The 4,009-nt window shown below is 40.4% G+C and carries 3 protein-coding genes; 2 read left to right on the forward strand and 1 reads right to left on the reverse strand.

From position 1 onward, the window contains the following. Positions 1-732 (forward strand): cytochrome ubiquinol oxidase subunit I (locus AC1DPQ_RS20130; RefSeq protein WP_477610671.1); only part of this gene is annotated, 732 nt, incomplete at its 5' end. Between the two features lie 58 nt (positions 733-790). Beyond that, complete coding sequence (locus tag AC1DPQ_RS20135) at positions 791-1,795, forward strand: cytochrome d ubiquinol oxidase subunit II (protein WP_477610672.1); 1,005 nt, start codon at positions 791-793, stop codon at positions 1,793-1,795. A 297-nt stretch (positions 1,796-2,092) separates the two neighbouring features. Here AC1DPQ_RS20135 and AC1DPQ_RS20140 read toward each other — a convergent pair whose 3' ends face one another. After that, positions 2,093-3,640 carry a M20/M25/M40 family metallo-hydrolase gene (locus tag AC1DPQ_RS20140; protein ID WP_477610673.1) on the reverse strand — a complete coding sequence of 516 codons (1,548 nt, stop codon included), beginning with the start codon at positions 3,638-3,640 and terminating at the stop codon, positions 2,093-2,095. Positions 3,641-4,009: the final 369 nt, after the last annotated feature.

The following is a 4,009-nucleotide window of genomic DNA, read 5'->3' on the forward strand; positions in this document are numbered from 1 at the left end:
GGTGTACATGCCTTAATGATCTTGAGAGACCGTAATAAAGAATTTCATCTGAAAGCTTTTAAAATAGCGGCCATATTTGCTTGCATTGGCGCATTATTGCAGCCTTTAAGTGGCGATATTTCGGCAAAAGATGTAGCCAAAAGGCAACCTGCTAAACTTGCGGCTATGGAGGCATTGTACAAAACCGAAAAACCTGCCCCGCTATTGATTGGTGGAATTGTGAACGAGAAAGATAAAACCGTGAAAGGTGCAATCGAAATTCCAGGTGCTTTAAGTTTTTTGGCACATGGCGATTTCAAAGCTGAAGTAAAGGGTTTAGATCAGATTCCAGAAAACGAGCATCCTCCGRTAGCCATAACCCATTATGCTTTCCAGATTATGGTTGGAATTGGCACACTGCTACTTTTAGTATCCTTAACTTATTTCTTCACTTTATTTAAAAAGAAACCTTTGACCGAGAAACGCTGGCTGCTGAAATTATTTGTTGTGGCCATTCCGCTTGGTTACATTGCTTTAGAGGCCGGCTGGGTAGTTACAGAGGTTGGTAGGCAGCCGTGGATTATTTATGGTATTATGCGCACTAAAGATGCCGTTACGCCGATGCCGGGTATTGCCTATTCGTTTTATATCTTTTCAGCCATTTACGTTTCTTTAAGCGTTATTGTAACGTTTTTGCTTTACCGCCAGATTAAAATGGTGCCTGTACTCTATAATAAACCAGAAACGAAATAATTAATTAACCACATAATTATGATTTGTGTAATCAAAAAATCTGTGTAATCATCTTAATATGGAACAAGTTGTAATTACATTTTTATGCATGGCCATTCTGCTCTATTTTTTATTGGGTGGGGCCGATTTTGGTGCAGGGATTATAGAGCTATTCACTTCAACAAAGAATAGAAGTAAAACCCGTAAAACCATGTATCAGGCTATTGGTCCGGTTTGGGAGGCAAACCATATGTGGCTGATTATTGCCATTGTAATCCTTTTCGTAGGTTTCCCGCATATTTATATCACCATGTCCGTTTATCTGCATATTCCATTGGCGATTATGCTCATCGGAATTATTGCACGGGGCACCGCTTTCGTATTCCGTCATTACGATGCTGTTAAAGATGATATGCAGTGGCTTTATAACCGCATATTTAGGTATTCGAGTTTTGTAACTGCATTGTTTCTTGGTATTATTGCCGGAAGCTTGATTTCAGGCCATATCGATACACAGGCGAACGATTTTTATACTGCGTATATTTCTGGCTGGTTGAATTGGTTTTCTGTTGCTGTGGGCTTGTTTACGGTCGCGCTCTGCGGTTTTCTTGCCGCGATTTACCTCATAGGTGAAACAAAAGAAGCACATGATAAACGCCGTTTTATTAAAAAGGCGGAATTTATGAACGTGGCTGCCGTAGTTTTTGGTGCCATGGTGTTTATCGCTGCACAGCGGGATAAAATTCCCTTGACTGATTGGGTTTTTAAGAGCAATGTCGGTTTATCGGCCATTATTTTGGCAAGTTTATCCCTTGTGTTGTTATGGTACCTGCTAATTAAAGGTAAAACAAAAGTTTTACGCATTTTAGCTGGCTTTCAGGTGACGATGATCCTTTTGGCCATTAGTTACGCGCATTTTCCAAACTTTATTCGTTTAAAGAACGGAGATGCGATTTCGTTGCTAGAAACCGTTGGACCCGAAAAAACAATTTACAGTTTGGGTTTAGCACTTTTATTGGGGAGTGTATTGATTCTGCCTTTTTTGGGGTATCTGTTTTATAAGTTCCAGAAGAAAGAGGAATAAATATTCTTTTTTGTAAGATCGTTATGCTGAATTTATTTCAGCATCTTTCCTGCAATAAGGAGATTGTATCATAAAGGCGATTTCAGCCCAGATGCTGTCATGTTGAGCCTGTCGAAACACCTTAAAGCGTATTTAAACAGGTCCTTCGACAAGCTCAGGATGACAAATCTATATTTATGATACAACCTCGACGACCTCAAGAATCATTACTGGATTATACTCTTTGTATCCTTGATTCTAAATGAAAAGAGCACCTGTTTCCAAATGCTCTTTTGTAAAACGGTTCAAAATTTTTATTTACAACCCGCCTTTCCTATTCGATTTAGTCTGTACCGGCCAGGTTGCTGGTTTTCCGGTGCGTTCGTTTACAGGTAAATCGGTCRCTTTTTCAGTTGAAGTTTTCTCCGGATCTTCGCAGGCCATATAAACCATAATGGCAGCTAAAATTACATTGCTTCTGATTTCATCGAAAACCAATTTATCGTAACTGTCGCGGTTGGTGTGCCAGGTGTATGTGCCATAATCCCAGCTGGTAGAACTTAGCGAATAGCCTAATGCTCCGGCAGCGACAAAAGAAGCAAAATCAGAACCTCCTGCACCAGGCGATCCTGGGAAATTTGTTTTGATCTGGTTTTTAATGGTATCTGGTACTGCAGCCAACCAGCGGGTAATATAATCTTTCGATTTAGCAAAGCCTTGTCCGCCAATATTCACCACCCGGCCTGTACCGTTATCTTGGTTAAACAATGCCTGAAGATTGTTTACAATTTCCGGATGATCTTCTACAAAAGCCCTTGAACCATTTAAGCCCTGCTCTTCGCTTCCCCAATGGCCAACCAAAATGGTACGTTTAGGGTTGGGATAGATTTTTTTTAGAATGCGCATGGCCTCCATCATTAAAATGGTACCAGAACCATTATCTGTAGCGCCGCTTGCGCCATCCCACGAATCGAAATGTGCCGAAAGCATCACGTATTCGTTTGGTTTCTGTGTGCCTTTAATTTCGGCTATGGTATTAAAGGTTGGTACTATGCCCAATTTCTTAGCATCTGCTTCGATTCTTAACTTAGGTTTATCGCCATTTAAAGCCAAGCGGTAAACCAAGCCGTAATCTTCAACAGATAAATCTAAAGTTGGAACCTTTTTAGTATTTGCACCGAAAATTTTATCTACGCCAAAACCCTGCGACCAGTTATTGATCACTACTGCTACTGCACCTGCATTTTCTATGGCTACAGGAAGTRTTTTTGCTGTTAAACCCGTTTTGGCTATACTGGCTGTCCACGCTTTAGCGGCATCGGCTTTTTCTTTTTTAAATTTCTCGAACAAATCTTTGGTGGCAAACTCTTCCCAGTTTTTTTCTGGTCGGCCGGATAGTTGATTCATCGAAATCAATACGATTTTACCTTTTACATTTGGTAACCATTTTTGAAAAGATACCGAGTCTGTAATTGCCGGAAGGATAATCGCTTCTGCATTAATGGCTTTACCGTTTGTAGAAGGACTCCAAGCCAATTGCGTACCTTCTAAGGTCCTAACCCGCGGACTTATTAAATCGATGTGCGTAATGCCTCTTTCCCAGCCGGCCCATTCGCCCCATTTTTCATTTTTTGCAGAGATCCCCCAATCGCTATATTTTTTTACGGCCCAATCATTGGCCTGTTTCATTTGTGGTGAACCAACTAAACGTGGCCCTACAACATCTAAAAGTTCGTGAGCGAGTTTCTCCAATTGAGAGTTGTCGTTCACTTCTTTAACAATATTGTCGATTATTTTTTTGTCTTGCGCAAATATGCAGGTTGAAGTGCATAGCAATAGCGCAGAAAATAGTAGTTTTTTATTCATAATTAGTTAGGGTTGATTATTTGATAAGCTAATTTATGAAATATGGGGTAGGGTTGAAGGATGTTAATGGAAATGTTGCAGTTTGGGTAAGTTAACCTGCTTTAGGTGGTGTCAGATGTTGCCATCTGACACTAAATTGAGTATTTTACAGGAGTTAGATTTGCTAAAAGGTCAGATGGTAACATCTGACCTCACTATAAGGGCATAGGCTGAGGATACATAGTTGAGATAGGGATTGAGGTTGGTGAGCCATCAACCTTGAAGAGAAGACCACAGTTGAATAGTGAATGATTCAATAAGATAAAAGGTCAGATGTTACGATCTGACCTCACTATGTTAACTTCTCCGTGCCTTCAGTGCTTCCGTGGC

This window comes from Pedobacter sp. 01T416_2, from assembly GCF_056398925.1.